The organism is Coriobacteriaceae bacterium (assembly GCA_025757745.1).
GTDB lineage: Bacteria > Actinomycetota > Coriobacteriia > Coriobacteriales > Coriobacteriaceae > Collinsella.
Genome location: CP107217.1, coordinates 689,478 through 707,582, shown reverse-complemented (window position 1 = coordinate 707,582; position 18,105 = coordinate 689,478). Strand labels below are relative to the sequence as shown.

The following is an 18,105-nucleotide window of genomic DNA, read 5'->3' as shown; positions in this document are numbered from 1 at the left end:
ACCCTCCTAATTCTCGCCCTCAAACATACCACCCGCGACGACCTCGTACATACGCTCGAGCTCCAAACGGTCCATTAGAAGCGGAACGGGGTATAGCGGATTGGCCTCGGCATCGGCATGGGCCGCCATTTGTGGAATATCGGAGCGGCGAATGCCCGTCACATATTTGGGTATGCCCAAGGCGGCGTTCATGCGGTCGACCCAATCGATAAAGGCCTCAGCAGCCACGTTGTCCAGCGCATTAGCCGGCGCAATGCCGGCCATGCGGGCGAGATCGGCGAGCTTGGGAGCAGCAGCTTCGCCATAGGCGCGAAGCATGTGCGGCAGGATGATGGCGTTGGCCAAGCCGTGGGGAATCCCGTAACGCCCGCCCAGGCTGTGCGCGATGGCATGGACGTATCCAACATAAGAGCGCGTAAAGGCAACGCCCGCTTTATACGCCGCCGAAAGCATATTGCGGCGCGCACGCATGTTGCCACCGCACTCATAGGCCTCGAGCAAATTGTCGTGGATGAGCTGCACCGCCTGGCGCGCCATCTTGCGCGTATAGGGCGTGGTGCTGCGCCCGATAAAGGCCTCGACGGCATGCGTCAGGGCGTCCATGCCCGTTTGCCCCGTAATGGAGGCGGGCAGGCCGCGCGTAAACTCGGGGTCGTGCACCGCAAAGCGCGGGATCAGCACAAAGTCGTTAATGGGATACTTGTAGTGCGTCTCGTCGTCGGTAATTACCGCTGCAAGCGTGACCTCGCTTCCCGTGCCCGCCGTGGTGGGAACGGCGATGAGCGGCGGCAGGCGACGATGGATACGCAACAGGCCGCGCATCTTGTTGATGGGCTTCTTTGGCTGCGCGATGCGCGCGCCCACGCCCTTGGCGCAGTCCATGGCCGAACCGCCGCCAAAGCCGATAATGGCCTGCCAGGTGCTCTCTCGATACAGAGATGCCGCTTCCTCCACGTTTGAGACCGTGGGGTTCGCACGTGTTTCGGCATAGACCGCAGCGCTAATTCCCTTGGACGCGAGCGCTGTCTCGAGCGGTGCCGTGAGCCCCAGACGGGCAATGCCGGGATCTGTCACGATAAGAACATGGTGTATTGAACGCTTTTGAAGCACTGCGGGCACTTCCTCAGCGTGCTCTAAAATGCGTGGCTCGGTATAGGGCAGCACCGGCAATGCGATGCGAAAAACCGTTTGATACGTTCGGCACCAGGCGCGGCGGGCTAGATGCATAAAGGAAGCTCCTTCATTTGTTGATTGGTCAACATTTGCTCGACCGATTGTACTCATCGGAGGTCGCACGAGGTCTAGCAATCGTTAATCAATCAACATCTACACATGCTTAAATTGTTTTATTAAAAATCATTCCTAATAGGCTTCACATTCGGTCTCATTTATGGATAATAGAACTCGTCAAGACGCACGTCCGGAGAGGGCCCTTACGGGACCGGACGAGCGCACCATCGCCATCGATCGAAAGGATCGAATCATGAAGTTTGTTTGCCCCGTTTGCGGTTATGTGGAAGAGTTCGACGGCGACCAGCTGCCCGAGGATTTCAAGTGCCCCCAGTGCGGCGTTCCCGGCTCTCGCTTCCTGAAGCAGGAGGAGGGCCAGCTCGAGTGGGCTGCCGAGCACGTCGTGGGCGTCGCCAAGATGGAGGGCGTCTCCGAGGACATCGTTGCCGACCTGCGCGCCAACTTTGAGGGCGAGTGCTCTGAGGTCGGCATGTACCTGGCCATGGCTCGCGTCGCCCATCGCGAGGGCTATCCCGAGATCGGCCTGTACTGGGAGAAGGCTGCCCACGAGGAGGCCGAGCACGCCGCCAAGTTCGCCGAGCTTCTGGGCGAGGTCGTGACCGACTCCACCAAGAAGAACCTCGAGATGCGCGTTGAGGCCGAGAACGGCGCCACCGCCGGCAAGACCGATCTTGCCAAGCGCGCCAAGGCCGCTGGCCTCGATGCCATCCACGACACCGTGCACGAGATGGCTCGCGACGAGGCTCGCCACGGCAAGGCTTTCGCTGGCCTGCTCAAGCGCTACTTTGGCTAAGCCAACTGCCTGAGACATAACCTCTAGCTCGAAGAAGGCCCGGACCGTATTGGTTCGGGCCTTTTTGTGTCTCGAGGACTCGTTAACGCCCTGAAATAGAGCTATCTTCGGCATCGGTTTCTCGTCAAAAACTAAGTGAGTAGACTTTTCGAAACTTGCCGAGCAGACCATCCGTATTGCTTTATAAAGTCGCAGGTAAATGACTTGTTTCAAAACGGCCTGGTCGCCAAAGTGCCAAAAGCCTACTCACTTAGAACCGCAGCCGTCCACGATCGAGCTGTTTTGTGTCTAACGGGCATCTTTCCGTCAATTACTCCCAATTTTGTCCAGTCAACGAATAGTTCAGACCGGAGTAATGTCTCAGCCCTTTGCTCATCTGAGCTTTTATCACGATATTCAGCATCGAGCATCCTGCATACGGCCTTAACGATCGCGTGGAATCTACCCTCATCGGATATCTGTCTGTGTGTCAGGAGAAGTACATCGTAGCCCATGGCCTGAAGGGCCGTCATGCGGTCAGCGTCACGCAAGCCATCCCCTGCGCGTCCGTGCGAGGCCTTTCCCTGACATTCAATGGCCACCTGTCGCCTGCCGTCCGGCGAAGAAAGAAGTAGGTCGATATATACACGGGACTTTCCCACAATCGCTCGAGCACTTGTGCTTAGCATCACTTCAACATTAAGCTCTATGCCGCAAAAACCTTCGCCTCCCAGGGATCGCGGCAGTGCAAGTAGCAAATACGCCTCGACCTCAAAAGGCGACGCGGCGCCCAATGGAACGAGTTGCGATACCGCTATAAATCTATTGCCGTAACGCATCCCGCAAACATCTGAACAAAAACGGTCAAGGTCTCCGCCCAAAACCAAAGCGTCTCGACGCCATAAATTTGAGGCGGTGCCGTCCTCGGACGGGCAGCGCACCCAACCGAACGTTGTCGAAATCGCGCCCGAATCAATTGCACGCGAAAGCTCCGCCTCAAGTGCCGCCGGCAGGGCACACACCGCAAACAAGCCACACATCTCCGCCAATACCAAAAGAAGCTGAAGATCCGTCAGATGCCGCAACATGATGAATGCCGTCAGTAGAGGAGACGTAATCAAAACCCCATGCTCCGTTTCCAGCACGGATTCCCTGGGAAGCTCACCAAGAAACAGCCGCTGCCTAATGCTGGCAGGACAAGTCCGTTTGTTTCTCGACCGAACCAATGTATACAACGGAAAACCGAGCGCGACCGCAGCCGTCGGGTTGCGGGCGAGATCATATCGCTGCCGGTCTTCTTCCGGTCGTGGAAGCGGCGGACACAAAGCGCGGACTTGAGGAGGCAAACGCCAGTACCTAAAAGCTGATATGTCACAAAGTAAATCCTTCATAGGCACAGGAAAACACGAATTTCAACCCAGTCAGTCACGCATTGGCGCGAACGCACCAAAAATGGCGCCGAACGGACTGCCAAGTTTTCAACAGCCCTCCCCAACTGGCCAAAAGCTTGCCGAGAGCTGGACGAAGCCCTGTTGAAAACCCCATTTTTTTCTCATGCAGGAGCTTTGCGCGGCAAGTGAGTAGACTTTTTTGAACATCCCGAGCAGGCCGGTCATCCTGCTTTTCAAAACCGCAGGTAGATAGCTTGTTACAAAACTGCCTGGTCGCCAAAGTGCTAAAAGTCTACTCACTTAGGTTGCAGAATGCCCCCCATTAGCTGCAATTCCAAGGTAGTTAGTACTTTTGGACTCAGATCGTCATACTGAACAAGAATTTGAGTTGAGTTTTCAGGGACAGATGCGCCATCGGCACACCAAAAACAGTCACCGATATCGATAAAAGGGATGCTCGAGCGCGTGAGGGCCCGTGCAAAAGAGCTTCCGCCCGCGTCACGCTCCACGGCCACGACGCAGTAAAGGCCGGCGTCCGCGTACTCGATCGAGACTTCCCCTGCCGGAAACGCTTTCCGTACAAGCGCCGCCAGGCCATCACGCGCCTCGCGAGCACGAACGCGCACGCGGTTCACATGTCGCTCGTAATCACCCGATTCCAGCAAACGCGCCAAGGCAACCTGATCAACAGAACTTACCGACGAGGCGTAGAAACCAAGGTTGCGTTTAAACCTCTCCATTAGCTCATCGGGCAGCACCATGTACGCCAAACGCAACGCCGATGAAAGGCTCTTCGAAAACGTGTTGGTGTAGATAACCGACTGGGCGGCATCGATCGACGCGAGCGCGGGAATCGGCTTGCCGGCAAGGCGAAACTCACAATCAAAGTCATCTTCGATGAGATACCGACCTGGTCGCTCGGCGGCCCAGCTCAGCAGCGCATAGCGACGCGCAATGCTCGTCACAAGACCGGTCGGATACTGATGAGACGGCATCAGGTGAAGGACATCGGTCCCGGTTTTCTGCAGCGCGCTCAAGTCCACGCCCTCAGCATCCAACGGGACATGCCGCACTTCGCAACCCATGACCTGATAGATGCGCGTCAAGCGCAAATAGCCTGGATCCTCGACGGCATACACCTTGTCCGCGCCAAGCAACTGAACCAACATGGTATCGAGCAGCTGGGCGCCCGCACCGATAACGATGTTGTCGGGGTCGACATTCATGCCCCTTGTCCCGCGCAGATGGTGAGCAATTGCGCGTCGTAGCCGAGCGGTGCCCTGTGCCGGCGCGGTCGAAAAGATTTCGCGTTCGTCTTCGGATGCCAGCGTCGCCCGTAGCGCGCTTTGCCAAAGCCGCGCCGCCTCCAAAGCGGAAGGAGAGAGCGCATCGAATCGCTCGACCTGTCCGTTGACATCATACGCGCTGGGGCCCACAGAGACGGCATCTCGGTCGATGCCCTCCGCAGCCGAAGCCAAAACCGGTGCATCCGGAAGTTCGCAAGCGTAGTAGCCACGACGCGGCATTGAGCAAATATAGCCCTCGGCAAGCAACTGGCTATATGCATTCTCGATGGTAATGACACTGACTCCCAGATGACTGGCAAAGGCGCGCTTAGACGGAAGATGCTCCCCCGCCGCAATGCGTCCAACTACGATATCATCTCGAATTTGCTGGTAAACATACTCATAGAGCGATGCTTCGCCGCGTTTTTCCAAATTGTAGTCAAGCATGAGCCTATCACCTGACCTTATTAAGTCATTCAATCTGGTATTAGTCTGACCTTATTATTATCTCGAAAACTGAGTATTTCGCCATACCCAGCTCCCCGATAGGATGTTCCGTCAAGCAATGCACATGCCAACCAAGGGAGCAACCATGGCAGAACAGACCAGCAAGGCCGATCGCGTCAAACTCAATCGCGAGCTCGCGCAGATGCTCAAGGGCGGCGTCATCATGGACGTCACCACGCCCGAGCAGGCACGCATCGCCGAGGAGGCGGGCGCCTGCGCCGTCATGGCACTCGAGCGTATTCCGGCCGATATCCGTGCCGCAGGCGGCGTCTCGCGCATGAGCGACCCCAAGATGATCAAGGGCATCCAGGAGGCCGTCTCCATCCCCGTTATGGCCAAGTGCCGCATCGGCCACATTGTCGAGGCGCAGGTCCTGCAGGCCATCGAGATCGATTACATCGACGAGTCCGAGGTTCTCTCCCCCGCCGACGATGTCTACCACATCGACAAGACCCAGTTTGACGTGCCGTTTGTCTGCGGCGCCCGCGATCTGGGCGAGGCGTTGCGCCGTGTTGCCGAGGGCGCCACGATGATTCGCACCAAGGGCGAGCCGGGCACGGGCGACGTCGTTCAGGCCGTGCGCCATATGCGCAAGATCCAAAAGCAGATCCGCGACGTTGTTGCCCTGCGCGACGACGAGCTCTTTGAGGCAGCCAAGCAGCTGCAGGTTCCGGTCGAGCTGGTGCGCGAGGTCCATGCCACGGGCAAGCTCCCCGTCGTAAACTTTGCCGCCGGCGGAGTCGCGACCCCCGCCGACGCCGCGCTGATGATGCAGCTGGGCGCCGAGGGCGTCTTTGTTGGCTCGGGTATCTTTAAGAGCGGCGACCCCGCCAAGCGCGCCGCCGCCATCGTCAAGGCCGTGGCAAACTTCACCGACGCCAAGCTCATCGCCGAGCTTTCGGAGGACCTGGGCGAGGCCATGGTGGGCATCAACGCCGACGAAATCGAGATCATCATGGAGGAGCGCGGGCGCTAGTCCAGCAGAAAGGATCGCACATGAGCGATTATGCAGACCAAACGGTCGCCGTGCTGGCGGTCCAGGGCGCTTTTGCCGAGCACGAGGCAAGACTGTCCGAGCTGGGCGCACGTTGTATCGAGCTGAGGCAGGCGGCCGATTTGCAGCAGAACTTTGACCGCCTGGTCCTCCCCGGCGGCGAGTCCACCGTTCAGGGCAAGTTACTTGCCGAGCTTGGTATGCTCGATGAGCTTCGCACCCGCATTGTTGAGGGCATGCCCGTCCTGGGCACCTGCGCCGGCTTGATTCTGTTGGCGCGCGATCTTGCCGCCCACGACGATAAGGGGACGCCGCGCTTGGCAACCATGGATGTGCTCGTTGAGCGCAATGCTTACGGCAGACAGCTCGGCAGCTTTCGCACCAAGGGGCAGGTAGGCGGTATCGACGGTGAGGTGCCGCTGACGTTTATCCGCGCGCCCCGCATCGTCGAGGTCCACGGCGACGCCAAGGCCTTAGCGAAAGTCGACGGGCGCATCGTCGCCGCCCGCCAGGGCAACCAGCTCGGCGTAACCTTCCACCCCGAACTCGACGAAGACACCCGCCTCCACGAACTGTTCCTGCAAATGTAGGCAGAGTAGAAACGAGCGTGGATTTCCGGACACAGAACAAATGAGAGTGGATAATCTCCCACTTTGAGCTTGAATGCAGGCTCAAACCGGGAGATTATCCACTCTCATGCCATGTAGTCGTTGGGGACGTTCTTAAACGACTAGTCAAACAAGAACGTCCCCAACGACTACATCGCGATAGACGGCCACGTTTGCCCAGATAATACCGACCAAAATAAACCTGTCCCTTTTTGGCAGGTTTGAATCAAGGCAACGCCGATGTTTTGGCACCGACAGACACTATGACCCAATCCGAGGGCACTAAATAGATAGGAGCCCCCGCTCGTGACCGCGGGTCGGGGCTGCGACAATGATGTTGAAGTGCCATAGGCGCAGCCGCGCCGCAACGAGGTTGGGAGGCTCCCATGCCAAAGTATTCTACCGCGTTCGGGATGGACGTCCACCTGAGGTCGACCACCGTCTGCGCCCTCGACGCGGACACCGGCGAGGCCGTGACGAGGAGATTCCCCGGCAACCCCTGGGGCGAGATCGCCGCCTGGATGGACGGGTTTCCCGGCCCGTCGCTCGCCGCCTACGAGAGCGGCTACCTCGGCTTCGCCCCGCAAAGGGAGCTCGCCGGGCTCGGCGTCGAGTGTGTCGTCGCCGCGGTCTCGAAGATCCCCAGGTCGGCCGCCGACTCGGCCTCCAAGAACGACAGGAACGACGCCGCCAGGATGGCCAAGGCGATACTCGCCCACGACATCTCCCCGGTGTGGGTCCCCTCCCCCGAGGTCGAGGGCATCAGGGACCTCGCCGGCGCCTACGACGGGGCGACCGCGCGCCTGGCGACCGCCAAGCAGCGGCTGCTCGCCTTCCTCGCAAAGCGAGGGTTCGCCTACGGCGGCACCACGCCCGCCGGCAACCCGAGGAAGTACTGGACCTACGACTTCCTGAGGTGGCTCGACAAGGTCAGGCCGGAGGACGATGGCGGGATCCGGACGCTCGCCGCCCTGAGGAACGAGGTCGAGGCCGCGGCGGAGGCCCGGGCGGACCTGCTCTCCGAGTACAGGGCGGCCGTGGATGCCAGCCCGATCGCCGCGGAGGTGGCCGCCCTCCAGTCGATCAAGGGCTGCGCCTTCGCGCTGGCCGCAGCCTTCTCGGCCGAGGTCGGCGACTTCACGAGGTTCCGTTCCGGAAGGCAGGTCACGGCCTACTTCGGCCTCGCGCCGAGCCAGAGGTCGAGCGGCGAGTCCGTGCGGCTCGGAGGCATCAGCGGTGCGGGCAACGCGCTCGTGAGGAAGCTGGCCGTCGAGGGCTCATGGTGCTACGCCGCGGCGCGGCACCAGCCGAAGCTCATGCCGAGGGACACGGGCGTGCCCCTCGAGATAAGGATGCACGGGAGGAAGGGGTCCGAGCGGCTCCTGCGGCGGCGCGAGGAGATGCTCGCCCGCGGCATGCCCCAGGCGAAGGCCAACGCGGCCACCGCGGCCGAGCTCGTGAGGTGGCTCTGGGCCCTCGGCATGATGTGCCGGGAGGGCGCGGAATAGACATAGCCCCCGTCCCGGCGAGCCGGGCGGCCTTCGGGGACACCCCCTATTTCGCTGTGCGCGCGGAGCCCTCCGCATACGCCCCGACAGACTTGGGGAACCCCGCCGAAGGAATGGAGTGCGGGCCGACAGAACGGTATCCGCGGATATGAGACTGAGCCGAAGGCGTCGATGACATGCCGGGGGCGGACCGGGACGGGTTAACGGCAGGCCCCGCCGACCGATTGCAAGCGGTCGGCGGGGCCATTGTGGCTCTTGACAGTGGATTGGGTCATATGAGCGAAAACCCGCCAGAGCGAGCAAGGTGCCTTGAAACGAGGCGGCATTGACCTTCTGGTCATGCCGCCGAAGTTGAAAGGCAGATTGCCGCTCTCGCGGGTTTGCAGCGTCAACTAGTTACGCGGTTCGTAGAACCGCGTAACCCCTAGAAACGGTTGCCGCGGAAGCCGCCACCGTTTCGGCCGCCACGGTCGCCACCGCGACCGCCGCGGTCGTTACCACGGTTGCCGCCGAAGCCACCACGGTTGCCACCGCGATCGCCATAGCCACCACGGTTGCCACCAAAGCCGCCGCGACCGCCACGGTCACCGCCACGGTCACCAAAGCCGCCACGGCCACCGCGATCGCCACCGCGACCGCCGCGGTCACCGCCACGGCCACCGCGATCGCCAAAGCCGCCGCGACCGCCACGGTCGCCGCCACGGCCACCGCGCTCGTCACGGCCGCCGCGAGGACCGCGGTCCTCGTCCAGGCCCATGGCGACGAGCGGAGCGATGACCTTATCGAGAGCGGCCATCAGCTCGGTGGCCTCCTCGTAAGAAAGCTCGGGCAGGAGCTTCTCCTTCTTGTTGGCAAGCTCGACCAGGCCCTCAGCGGCATCCTCGGCGGCGAAGACAACAATCTTGCGCATATCGCCCTCGGCGTCGTCGATGCGGCCGACCAGATCGGCAGCCTCGGCCTCGGCCATCAGGCCATCGAGCTCACGAAGGCGCATGCCCAGCAGGTCGGACATTTCCTTCTGCTCCATCTTGGGCTTGAGGTCAAGTAGCTTGATGGCGCGCTCGATGTTCGCCATGCGCTCGGCCTTGGCCTCCTCCTCCTTAGAAATAGCAAAGCGACGGCTACGCAGCAGGCGGGCGGCCTTCTGCATCTTGTCCATCAGCTCTTCGTCATCGTAATCAACGGCGGCCTCGACAACCTCGGCCTCCTCCTCGGCGGAAACCTCGTCAGCAGCCTCAGCCTCGGCAGCTTCGGTCTCCACGGTCTCGACTGCCTCGACCTCGGCAGCCATGGTCTCGTTCTCGGTCTCGTTCATGATCTCTTCGTTCTCAGACATGAGACTCCTTCTTGGCCCTCTCGGGCATCATCGCCCCATTCGCGGGGCCCGTCGCGCACTCTTTGCGCTTTACATTCATGCCTCTCGGCAAAACGTCCATTAGTTTATGGTGTCGCCATTCAATCTAGCTGCAGAATCTATGTACACACATTAATGCGACATGTGCGACTCGCGACGAGCGTACACCAGCGACGCCACGAAACCGACCACGGCAATCACAGCCGCCACGCGCACGGCAGCCGCAAATCCAATAGCCTGGGCAACGTCCGCCGCAACGCCAGCGGCGCCGGCAGTCGCCGCAGAACTCGAGAGCAGGCCGATAAACAGCGATGGACCAAACGACGCGGCAATCATGTTCCACGTGTTGAGCAATGCCGTTCCGTGAGGATGCTCGGCGGCGGGCAGCGTCTCCAGGCCGGCCGTCTGTGAGGGGCTCAGCACCAAACCGACGCCAGCATACACCACAATGGTCAGTGCCACGACGACGCCGATATTCATGCTTGCCGCTGTCATCGAAATGGCAGTCTGCCCCACAGCAATCAGGGCAAAGCCGACCGGCAGCAGCGGCCATGCGCCACGGGCGTCCATCACGCGTCCGCCCACAATCGAGGTCACGGCGTTGCAGGCAATCGTCGGCAAAATGAGCAAGCCCGCAACAAGAGCGGTCATGCCGTATGCGCCCTCAAAATAGAGCGGCAGCAAAACGCTCATCGAGAACGTCGTCATCATCGACACCACCACAAGCAGGCACGCAGGCCAAAAACGAACGCTTGCCATGGGGCGCACGTTGAGCACCGGATGTCCGAGCTTGAGCTGGCGGACCGCAAACAGGCCAAGCAGCACCACAGCGGCGAAAAGCGTCACGATACCGGTCATCACATTGGTCGAGAACTCGCCTACGGAATACACAAACGCCGTAATGCCGGCCGCAAGCAAAGCAACCGACAGAATAACAAGCGTAGTGTTCGAGCGCTCTCCAACATTTCGAACGAGCTTTGCTGCCGCCGCGGCAACCACGACACCGCCCACCAGCGGCACTACGAACACCGCCCTCCAGCCAAACAACGTGCACATAAGACCACTGACCACAGGTCCAAACGCCGGCCCCAGCGTAATGCAGGCACCGCCCAGACTCAGATACAGACCGAGCTTCTCGCGCGGAGCGCAAGATAGCACCACATTCATCATGAGCGGAAACAAGATGCCCGATCCCGCAGCCTGCAAAATGCGACTTGGCAGCAAGACGGTAAACGTTGGGGGGACCAGGCACAGGACTTCTCCGGCGACCAGGCATCCACATGCGAAAAACAGCAGCTTGCGCGTCGAGAAGCGACCGGAAAGAAAGGCCATGATGGCCGTAAAGATCGACGTCACGATCATGTAGCCCGAAACAAGCCACTGCGCCGTGATGGCACTCACCGAAAAGGCCGCCATGATGTCGTGCAACGCCACGTTAATGATGTTCTCGTTAAACGCGGCAACAAAGGCCGCGATATACATTACGGCGAGAAACGCCGAAGTGGCCGATGGCGCTACTTGAACTTGTTGCTGAGATTTGCTCCCCATGCATTTCCTTCCTCTTGGAACGACAGTCGTATCGCCCCAGAGGAACAGTCCAGGGCGAGGATGAGCCCTAGACTTACGCCAGACGCCGCACGCGACGAGTCTGGCAACATGGTCCAACGTCGAAAGATTGTAACGCGAACGCGCAGCTTTCCTTCCGCGCTATTATTGAAAGTCCACGAAAGCATGAGACATGAGGAGCCCTCCATGATTAAGCCCATCATGAAATCCGAGTTCTTTTTGCGCCTGCCTTCCGAAGACGCGGGACCCGACGATGCCGCGACCGGGCAGGACCTCCTGGATACGCTCCATGAGCATGAGCACGAGTGCGTGGGCCTTGCCGCCAACATGATTGGCGTGCGCAAACGCATCATCTGCGTAAAGGACGGCAGCAAGTCGCTGCTCATGTACAACCCGCAAATTCTTGAGCAGGTCAATTCCTATCAGACGAGCGAAGGATGTCTCTCGCTTTCCGGCGAGCGCCCCTGTACTCGCTATCGCCGCATTAAGGTTGAGTATTTGGACGAGAATTTCGTCCACCGCATCAAAAACTTCTCGGGCTACACCGCCGAGATCATCCAACACGAAATCGACCACTGCAACGGGATTGTTATTTAGACAGCCAGGGCAACGATGCAGGTTGAGCACACGACAGCGAGCGAGCCGCATTTGCGCCAAGGTGACGTTATATCGTTCCGCCGTTCTAACGAACGGCGGACCACTTGACGCTGCGCGAGTCGCATTCACGCCAATCTGACGTTCAATTTCGAGGGCGCGACCAGAAGGTCAGCGCCCTCTCATTTCACGTCACCTTGGCGCAAATGCGGCTCGCTCGCTGTCGTATGTCTATCCTGCGACGCCTCGATTCTTACGGCGCCAGATACTTAATCCCCTACGACTGGCGGTAGTGATCGAAGAAGTCGGCGAGGTCTTCGAGCGACTCTTTGAGCACTTCCATGCGCGGCAGGTACACGATGCGGAAGTGGTCAGGCTCAGCCCAGTTGAAGCCGCCGCCGCGCGTGATCAGGATCTTCTTCTCGTGCAGCAGGTCAAGAGCGAACTGCTCGTCATCGGTGATGTTGAACTTTTTAACATCCATCTTGGGGAAGATATAGAACGCCGCACGCGGCTTGACCACCGAGATGCCGTCGATCTTGTTGAGTGCCTCATACACAAAGTTGCGCTGCTCGTAGACACGACCGCCGGGGCGGATGTAGTTGTTAACAGACTGATGGCCGCCGAGCGCCGTCTGGACGATTGACTGAGCCGGCACGTTGGAGCACAGGCGCATGTTCGAGAGCATGTTGATGCCCATAATAAAGTCGCTCATGCAGCGCTGGTTACCCGAAAGCACCATCCAGCCAATACGATAGCCCGCGATCATGTGCGACTTGGAAAGGCCGCTAAAGGTGACGCAGGGCAGGTCGGGAGCGAGCGAGGCAATCGAGACGTGCTCGTAGCCGTCCATGCACAGGCGGTCGTAGATCTCATCGGCAAAAATCATGAGCTGGTGCCTGCGCGCGATCTCAACGATGCCCTCGAGTACCTCGCGCGGATAGACCGAACCCGTGGGGTTGTTGGGGTTGATGATGACGAGGGCCTTGGTCGCGCTCGTGATCTTGGACTCCATATCCTCCAGGTCGGGATACCAATCCGCTTGCTCATCACACAGATAGTGAACGGGATGACCGCCGGCAAGGGTTGCGCACGCCGTCCAGAGCGGATAGTCGGGGCTGGGGATCAGAATCTCGTCGCCATTGTCGAGCAGCGCGTTCATCGAAAGCTGAATGAGTTCGGACACGCCGTTGCCCGTGTAGATGTGCTCCATCTGAACGTTGGGCAGGCCCTTGATCTGCGAGTACTGCATGATTGCCTTGCGCGCAGAGAACAGGCCGCGCGAGTTGGAATAGCCTTCGCAGTCGGGCAGCTGCTGGCGCATGTCCTTAATGACCTCATCGGGCGTGCGGAAGCCAAAGGGCGCCGGATTACCGATGTTGAGCTTGAGAATACGCTCGCCCTCGTCCTCCATACGGGCGGCCTCGTCGACGACGGGGCCGCGCACGTCATACAGGACGTTATCGAGCTTGGTGGATTTTGAAAAAGTACGCATGGTGGTGCTCCTTGGAATTTGAGCTGAGGGATGGGGTTCGGGCTTGGGTACGTTGCGAGGCGATGATTCCTCGCCTTGATCGGCGTCACCGGCGAGCAGCCAGGAAACATCGACCTCCAAAATACGAGCGAGCAGCTCTGCCACATCGCGCCGCGGGATCGTCTTGCCGCTCACATATTGGCTCATCTGACTCTTGCCGAGTTTTTTGCTGAGCATCTCCGATGCGCGGATCACGTCCGACTGGCGAACGTCGCGATCGGACATAGCCTGTCGCAGACGATCGCTAAACGTCTCTTGGGCCACTAGAACCTCCTTGCTGGCAAAGTTCAATTTATACAACACGAATTGAACCTGAGTTCAATTTAGGCAGCAGTATAACGCCGTGCTATTTCGAAAAGTTCAATTTCAAAAATAAAATGAGCAAGACCTCGAGATTTATCCCAAGGCGATAACGACGTGCACGCATTTAGAGGTATTCGAGGAAACGAGCGGCGGCAAGCGAAACATCGGCCGTTCGATATATGGCGTTGATCTGCCGATGGGGATGCCCTTCGAGCGGACGCACAGCAACATCGAACTGGCAGCGACGCAAGATGAGCGCCGGAAGGATGCTCACGCCCAGGCCATCCTCGACCATAGCCATAATCGCATAGTCATCCCAAGTCGACAGTTTTGAGCGCACCGCCAGCCCCGCCCGACGGAATAGCGGCGTAATCTCATCATCGGTACCCCGTTCCAGCAGAATAAACTGCTCGTTGGCTAAATCGGCAAGAGAGACGAACTCCGCCGTGGCAAGCAACGAATCTGTCGGCACCACCGCCATCAACTCGTCGCGCGCCAAAGACCGCGACGTCATGCCATTTTCTCGGGGCTCATGCGGGATAAAGCCCAGATCGCAGCGGCCCTCTGCCACCCATTGTTCAATCTCTGAATAGTCGCCCATCAGCAACTCGTAATCAATGTCTGGATAATCGGCACGAAAACGAGCAATCACCGGCGGCAGCACGTGGGTCGCCACGCTCGAAAACGTACCGATGCAGATTTTGCCGCGCATGAGCCCACGCATCTCATCCACGCGTCGCTGCAAGCGAACGAATTCCTCGCAGAGCGCCTCGACAGCCGGCATGACCTGCCGCCCGTCAGCAGAAAGAGCCACGCCCTCGCGACTGCGGTCGAGCACCTTAAAGCCCCAATCGGCCTCAAGATCGGCCACCATGCGGCTCACGCCCGATTGCGAATAGCTCAGGCGCTCGGCGGCGCGCGTAAAGCTTCCGGCGCGCACTGTCTCGAGCAGCACCTGCATCTTTTGAATATTCGTTTCCACGGCAGTCCTCCACCCTTGCATGAGATTTTGTCATGTCAGCCATGCATTATATTCGCTTTTCTTCTAAAGCCAGTTCACCCATAGTGAACATGCTCGGATATAGAGGGGATGTCAGCACATGAACAACGGATTGTTTACGTACTTAGCAGCATTGCTATTGTTTGGCTCCAACGGCATCATCGCCGCTGCCATCGCGCTGCCGAGCTCCGATATCGTACTGTTGCGCACGTTTTTGGGCGCTCTCACCCTTGCCGCCATCCTCTTCATAACCAAGCGCCATAACCTGCAGGCTCCGTCTCGCCCCCGCGAGGCCGCAGCGCTCATCGTCTCGGGCGCCGCGCTGGGCGCCAGCTGGATTTTCCTGTTCCGCGCCTATCAGACGATCGGCGTTGGTATCTCCTCGCTGTTGTATTACTGTGGCCCCATCATCGTTATGGCCCTCTCCCCGCTCATTTTTGGCGAAAAGCTGACCGGCAGCAAAATTGCCGGCTTTATCGCCGTCGCCTGCGGTGCTTTTCTCATTGCGGCACAAGGTCTAGGCGGCAATATGCCCATTGCGGGTATTGCCTGCGGCATCGTCTCGGCCTTCTGCTACGCATTGATGGTCATCGCTAGCAAGGGTGCGCCACACATCGAAGGCCTCGAGAACTCCACGCTCCAGGTGAGCGCCGCCTTTGTGACCGCGCTGGCCCTCACGCTCATCACGCAGGGCGCTCCCTCATTCCTGTCCGCCGGCGTCGCCGCCAGTATTGATTGGCGCGCCGTCGCTATGCTCGGCGTCGTCAACACCGGCATTGGTTGCCTGCTCTACTTTAGCGCCGTCGCCAAGCTGCCCGTCCAGACCGTCGCCGTCGTCGGCTACCTCGAGCCGCTTTCGGCGGTCGTGTTCTCGGCCGCCCTTTTGGGTGAAGCCATAACACCGGTTCGCCTGATGGGCGCCGCGCTTATCATCGGCGGCGCGCTCTTTTGCGAACTCGCCGGCAAACGCGCAAACGCCAAGGCTGGCATCGCCCAGATAGCACGTGCTTAAAAGCCCCTGCTTTGAAATGCTACCTGCGTAGATAAATAATCCCCAGCTGAGGATTATTGTCTAAAATAACCCGATGTGCCAAACTGCTCTTGTATGTATAAAGACGGCATAAAGTTTTTTGTCCTAGACAGATAACCGGATGTCTAAGGGAGTCCTCGTGGCACACAACAAACTGGAGGCAAACCTCCAAGACCAGCGCGGGCAAGGCGGGCACGGAGCCATCCCCCTCTCCGCTGGCATGCTGCTCGTAACGCTCGGCGTCGTCTATGGCGACATCGGCACGAGCCCTATGTACACCATGAAATCGATCGTCGCCAACAACGGCGGCATCGGCACCGTCAGCGAGGATATGATTCTGGGCGCACTTTCGCTCGTCATCTGGACCATGACGCTCGTGACCACGGTCAAATACGTGGTAATCGCCATGAAGGCCGATAACCACAACGAAGGCGGCATCTTCGCCCTGTTCAGTCTCGTGCGCAAGGTGGCACCGTGGCTGATCCTTCCCGCCATGATCGGCGGCGCGGCGCTGCTCGCCGACGGCATCCTCACCCCCGCGGTCACGGTCACCACGGCCATTGAGGGCCTGCGCACCATCGAGTGGGGTCACGCGCTTTTGGGTGACGGGCAAACCAACGTCATCATTATTACCATCATCATTATCTGCGGGCTGTTTGCCATGCAGCGCGCCGGCACCTCGTCGATCGGCAAGCTGTTCGGCCCGCTCATGACACTATGGTTCCTGTTCTTGGCAGGCGCTGGCCTGTTCAACATGCTCGGCAACCTGTCCATCCTACGCGCGCTCAACCCCATCCGCGGCATCATGTTTCTGTTCTCGCCCATCAACCACTCGGGCATTATGGTGCTCGGCTTTGTCTTCCTATCGACAACCGGTGCCGAGGCGCTCTATTCGGACATGGGTCACGTGGGCAAGGCAAACATCTATGCATCCTGGCCGTTTGTTAAGGCGGCCCTTATCCTCAACTATCTGGGTCAGGGAGCTTGGCTGCTCGCCAATAACTCCAACCCCCAGATGCTTGCGATGGATATCGTCAACCCGTTCTATATGATGCTCCCCGAGCCCCTGCGCCCCTTTGCCATCGTGCTTTCGGCCGTAGCGGCCATCATCGCCTCGCAGGCGCTCATCACCGGCTCGTTCTCGCTGGTATCCGAGGCAACCCGTCTCAATCTCATGCCGCACCTGCGCATCCACTACCCCAGCGACACCAAGGGTCAGCTCTATATTCCACTCGTCAACAACATCATGTGGGTCGGCTGCATCTTCATTGTGCTGCTGTTCCAGAACTCCGAGCGCATGGAGAGCGCCTATGGCCTCGCCATTACCGTGACCATGCTTATGACCACCACGCTGCTGACGAGCTATATCGCCGGCATCCTCAAGCACAAGCTGGGCGCCTGCGTCTTCGCCCTGCTCTTCGGTGCCATTGAGCTGTGCTTCTTCGCCTCGTGCCTCACCATGTTCTTTGACGGCGGCTACGTAATGATCTTCTTGGCCTCGCTGCTGTTTGGCCTTATGTACGTGTGGCGCCGCGGCACCGCCATCGAGCGCACGCAGACGATCCTGCTGCCCGTCTCCAAGTACATTGACCAGCTCAACCGCCTGCGCAACGACGAGACCTACCCCGTGCTCGCCGACAATCTGGTGTTCCTCACCAACAGCCCCGACCCGCTCACGCTCGACCGCGACGTGCTCTATTCCATCTTGGATAAGCATCCCAAGCGCGCCAAGGCATACTGGTTCATCAACGTGCACGTTACCGACGAGCCCTATACGCACGAGTATTCCGTCGAGACCTTTGGCACGGACTTTTTGTTCCGCGTGCGCCTGGACTTGGGCTTTAAGGTCAACCAGCGCGTTAATGCCTACCTGCGCCAAATCGTTGGCGACTTGATGGCATCGGGTGAGCTGCCGCCGCAGCATCACACCTACTCCATCTACGAGACGCGCGGCAACGTGGGCGACTTCCGTTTTTGTATGCTGCGCAAGATGCTCGCCCCCGAAACGGACATCAACCGCAATGACCACCGCGTGATGGCCATCAAGTACGCCGTCCGCCGCGCCTGCGGAAGCCCGGCACGCTGGTACGGTCTCGAGAACTCGGCCATCATCATCGAGTACGTGCCGCTGTTTGCCCGCATGCGCCCAGCCGTTAAGCTCGTGCGCACCCAAGTGCCGCTCGAGGTTCAGATCGAAGAGGCCGAAGAAATGGAAGTCGACATCTTCTCGGACGACCTGGTCAACGGCAACGAAGCCGGTAAGAATATGAACGTCGATCCCACTGAGCTGCTCGAGAGCGTCGCAGATACGCCCGAACAGCAACTCGACGGACTCGAGAGCACCCAGTTCAACGACGCCAACTTCTAACACGCCACCAGCCATTGACGACAACGGCCTCGCATCTCA

The 18,105-nt window shown here is 59.5% G+C and carries 14 protein-coding genes; 7 read left to right on the top strand and 7 right to left on the bottom strand.

The window, feature by feature from the left end:
- Positions 1-6 precede the first annotated feature (6 nt).
- Positions 7-1,227 (bottom strand): iron-containing alcohol dehydrogenase, encoded by a 1,221-nt coding sequence (locus tag OGM60_02925; GenBank protein UYI99760.1) that lies wholly within the window; start codon positions 1,225-1,227, stop codon positions 7-9.
- 253 nt (positions 1,228-1,480) lie between these two features.
- Between OGM60_02925 and OGM60_02920 the strand changes: the two genes are divergently transcribed.
- Entirely contained in the window at positions 1,481-2,044 is a 564-nt protein-coding gene (locus OGM60_02920) for an NADH peroxidase (GenBank protein UYJ00147.1), read from the top strand.
- 242 nt (positions 2,045-2,286) lie between these two features.
- Here OGM60_02920 and OGM60_02915 read toward each other — a convergent pair whose 3' ends face one another.
- Both OGM60_02915 and OGM60_02910 read right to left on the bottom strand, forming a co-directional pair.
- The gene (locus tag OGM60_02915) at positions 2,287-3,168 is read right to left on the bottom strand and encodes a hypothetical protein (GenBank protein ID UYI99759.1); all 882 of its coding nucleotides are present in this window, start codon (positions 3,166-3,168) and stop codon (positions 2,287-2,289) included.
- 542 nt (positions 3,169-3,710) lie between these two features.
- Positions 3,711-5,147, bottom strand: a complete 1,437-nt coding sequence (locus OGM60_02910; GenBank protein UYI99758.1) for a PLP-dependent aminotransferase family protein — start codon at positions 5,145-5,147, stop codon at positions 3,711-3,713.
- 145 nt (positions 5,148-5,292) lie between these two features.
- On the opposite strand from OGM60_02910, the gene pdxS reads away from it, so the two are divergent.
- The 3 genes from pdxS (at position 5,293) to OGM60_02895 (ending at position 8,317) form a co-directional block, all read left to right on the top strand.
- A complete protein-coding gene (gene pdxS, locus OGM60_02905) occupies positions 5,293-6,183 on the top strand; it encodes a pyridoxal 5'-phosphate synthase lyase subunit PdxS (GenBank protein UYI99757.1) in 891 nt (296 codons plus the stop codon).
- Between the two features lie 20 nt (positions 6,184-6,203).
- Positions 6,204-6,791 carry a pyridoxal 5'-phosphate synthase glutaminase subunit PdxT gene (pdxT, locus tag OGM60_02900; GenBank protein UYI99756.1) on the top strand — a complete coding sequence of 196 codons (588 nt, stop codon included), beginning with the start codon at positions 6,204-6,206 and terminating at the stop codon, positions 6,789-6,791.
- A gap of 404 nt (positions 6,792-7,195) precedes the next feature.
- Positions 7,196-8,317 carry an IS110 family transposase gene (locus OGM60_02895; GenBank protein UYI99755.1) on the top strand — a complete coding sequence of 374 codons (1,122 nt, stop codon included), beginning with the start codon at positions 7,196-7,198 and terminating at the stop codon, positions 8,315-8,317.
- Positions 8,318-8,741: 424 nt separating this feature from the next.
- Here OGM60_02895 and OGM60_02890 read toward each other — a convergent pair whose 3' ends face one another.
- Both OGM60_02890 and OGM60_02885 read right to left on the bottom strand, forming a co-directional pair.
- A complete protein-coding gene (locus OGM60_02890; GenBank protein UYI99754.1) occupies positions 8,742-9,653 on the bottom strand; it encodes a hypothetical protein in 912 nt (303 codons plus the stop codon).
- Positions 9,654-9,803: 150 nt separating this feature from the next.
- Entirely contained in the window at positions 9,804-11,219 is a 1,416-nt protein-coding gene (locus OGM60_02885; GenBank protein ID UYI99753.1) for an MFS transporter, read from the bottom strand.
- Between the two features lie 204 nt (positions 11,220-11,423).
- On the opposite strand from OGM60_02885, the gene OGM60_02880 reads away from it, so the two are divergent.
- On the top strand, positions 11,424-11,834 hold the full coding sequence (locus OGM60_02880; protein ID UYI99752.1) for a peptide deformylase: 411 nt from the start codon (positions 11,424-11,426) through the stop codon (positions 11,832-11,834).
- A 274-nt stretch (positions 11,835-12,108) separates the two neighbouring features.
- Here OGM60_02880 and OGM60_02875 read toward each other — a convergent pair whose 3' ends face one another.
- Positions 12,109-13,326 (bottom strand): aminotransferase class I/II-fold pyridoxal phosphate-dependent enzyme, encoded by a 1,218-nt coding sequence (locus OGM60_02875; protein UYJ00146.1) that lies wholly within the window; start codon positions 13,324-13,326, stop codon positions 12,109-12,111.
- 466 nt (positions 13,327-13,792) lie between these two features.
- A complete protein-coding gene (locus OGM60_02870; protein UYI99751.1) occupies positions 13,793-14,650 on the bottom strand; it encodes a LysR family transcriptional regulator in 858 nt (285 codons plus the stop codon).
- A 118-nt stretch (positions 14,651-14,768) separates the two neighbouring features.
- On the opposite strand from OGM60_02870, the gene OGM60_02865 reads away from it, so the two are divergent.
- Together OGM60_02865 and OGM60_02860 are read left to right on the top strand one after the other, a co-directional pair.
- Positions 14,769-15,680 carry a DMT family transporter gene (locus tag OGM60_02865; GenBank protein UYI99750.1) on the top strand — a complete coding sequence of 304 codons (912 nt, stop codon included), beginning with the start codon at positions 14,769-14,771 and terminating at the stop codon, positions 15,678-15,680.
- A gap of 238 nt (positions 15,681-15,918) precedes the next feature.
- Complete coding sequence (locus tag OGM60_02860) at positions 15,919-18,066, top strand: KUP/HAK/KT family potassium transporter (GenBank protein ID UYJ00145.1); 2,148 nt, start codon at positions 15,919-15,921, stop codon at positions 18,064-18,066.
- Positions 18,067-18,105 lie beyond the last annotated feature (39 nt).

Excerpts from the sequence above, each read along its gene's own strand:
- OGM60_02925 (UYI99760.1), bottom strand. The coding sequence starts at position 1,227 with ATGCATCTAGCCCGCCGCGCCTGGTGCCGAACGTATCAAACGGTTTTT.
- OGM60_02910 (UYI99758.1), bottom strand. The coding sequence starts at position 5,147 with ATGCTTGACTACAATTTGGAAAAACGCGGCGAAGCATCGCTCTATGAG.
- pdxS (UYI99757.1), top strand. The coding sequence starts at position 5,293 with ATGGCAGAACAGACCAGCAAGGCCGATCGCGTCAAACTCAATCGCGAG.
- pdxT (UYI99756.1), top strand. The coding sequence starts at position 6,204 with ATGAGCGATTATGCAGACCAAACGGTCGCCGTGCTGGCGGTCCAGGGC.
- OGM60_02895 (UYI99755.1), top strand. The coding sequence starts at position 7,196 with ATGCCAAAGTATTCTACCGCGTTCGGGATGGACGTCCACCTGAGGTCG.
- OGM60_02890 (UYI99754.1), bottom strand. The coding sequence starts at position 9,653 with ATGTCTGAGAACGAAGAGATCATGAACGAGACCGAGAACGAGACCATG.
- OGM60_02885 (UYI99753.1), bottom strand. The coding sequence starts at position 11,219 with ATGGGGAGCAAATCTCAGCAACAAGTTCAAGTAGCGCCATCGGCCACT.
- OGM60_02880 (UYI99752.1), top strand. The coding sequence starts at position 11,424 with ATGATTAAGCCCATCATGAAATCCGAGTTCTTTTTGCGCCTGCCTTCC.
- OGM60_02875 (UYJ00146.1), bottom strand. The coding sequence starts at position 13,326 with ATGCGTACTTTTTCAAAATCCACCAAGCTCGATAACGTCCTGTATGAC.
- OGM60_02865 (UYI99750.1), top strand. The coding sequence starts at position 14,769 with ATGAACAACGGATTGTTTACGTACTTAGCAGCATTGCTATTGTTTGGC.
- OGM60_02860 (UYJ00145.1), top strand. The coding sequence starts at position 15,919 with ATGCTGCTCGTAACGCTCGGCGTCGTCTATGGCGACATCGGCACGAGC.